This is a genomic window from Sinimarinibacterium thermocellulolyticum (genome assembly GCF_040327995.1).
GTDB lineage: Bacteria > Pseudomonadota > Gammaproteobacteria > Nevskiales > Nevskiaceae > Solimonas > Solimonas thermocellulolyticum.
Map to the genome: position 1 here is coordinate 1 of NZ_JBEPIJ010000046.1, position 1,313 is coordinate 1,313.

General features: G+C 65.1%; 1 protein-coding gene and 1 other annotated feature. The gene reads right to left on the reverse strand.

All coding sequences use genetic code 11. From position 1 onward, the window contains the following. Positions 1–39: 39 nt before the first annotated feature. A protein-coding gene (locus ABSH63_RS15715) for an IS3 family transposase (RefSeq protein WP_434223287.1) occupies positions 40–1,265 on the reverse strand; the annotation gives its coding sequence in 2 pieces (ribosomal slippage) (positions 40–977 and positions 977–1,265; 1,227 coding nt in all). Further along, positions 871–987, reverse strand: a sequence feature (AL1L pseudoknot). It overlaps the preceding gene by 117 nt. Positions 1,266–1,313 lie beyond the last annotated feature (48 nt).

Here is a 1,313-nt window from a genome sequence, read left to right on the forward strand (position 1 = left end):
TGAATCGCCCCGGGTTTCGCGGAGGCCAGTTGGTTTAAGTCAGACGGTTGCGGCCTGACCAGCGCGTTGACGATGGTAGTTTGCCTCGAACTCCGCGGGTGGGACATGACCCAGCGGCCCCATCAGGCGGTGATGATTGAACCAGGCCACCCATTCCAGCGTCGCCAGTTCCACCGCCTGTTTGGTCTTCCACGGCCCTCTGCGGTGAATGATCTCGGCCTTGTACAGCCCGTTGATCGTCTCAGCCAGGGCGTTGTCGTAGCTGTCACCCCTGGAGCCCACCGACGGCTCGATGCCGGCCTCGGCCAGCCGCTCGCTGTAGCGGATCGACAGGTATTGCGAGCCACGGTCTGAGTGGTGGACCAGGCCATCATCTTCGGTCGGCCTGCGCTCATACAGGGCCTGCTCCAGCGCGTCGAGCACGAACTCGGTGTGCATGGAACTGCTCTGGCGCCAGCCCACGATGCGCCGGCTGAAGACATCCACCACGAAGGCCACATAAACCCAGCCCTGCCAAGTCGAGACGTAGGTGAAGTCCGAGACCCAGAGTTGGTTGGGGCGCTCGGCACGGAACTGTCGGTTGACGCGGTCCAGCGGGCACGGCGCCTTGGGGTCAGGGAGGGTCGTGCGCGGTGTCTTGCCGCGTCGCACGCCCTGCAGCCCGAGCTGGCGCATCAGCCGCTCGACGGTGCAGCGAGCCACGGTGACACCCTCGCGGTTGAGCTGGCGCCAGACCTTCTCGGCGCCATAGACCTGCATGTTGGCCTGCCAGACGCGCTGCACCTGCGGCAGCAGGCTTGCATCGCGTTGGGCCCGCAAAGACCGCAAGACGCGGCTGCGCTGACACGCAGCGTGGCGCCAGTACGCCGATGGGGCGATCTGCAAGACACGGCAGATCGACTCGACCCCAAACTGCGCTCGGTGCTGATCGACGAAGGCCTTCAGGACTTGATGCGGCGGTCGAGCTCCGCCTGGGCGAAAAACGCGCTGGCCAGCTTCAGGATCTCGTTGGCCTTGCGCAGTTCGCGATTCTCCCGCTCCAGTTCCTTGATGCGCTCGGCCTCGGCGGTCGAGACGCCCTCGCGTTGCCCGCTGTCGATCTCGTGCTGCTTCACCCAGGTGTGCAAGGTCTGCGGCACGCAGCCGATCTTGCCCGCAATGGACTCGATGGCAGCCCACTGCGACGGATGTTCACCACGGTGCTCCAGCACCATGCGCACGGCGCGCTCACGCACCTCAGGGGAAAACTTCGGGGACTTCTTCATGGCTCCATTCTCCACAGTTGGAGCCTCCGCGAAACCCGGGGCGATTCA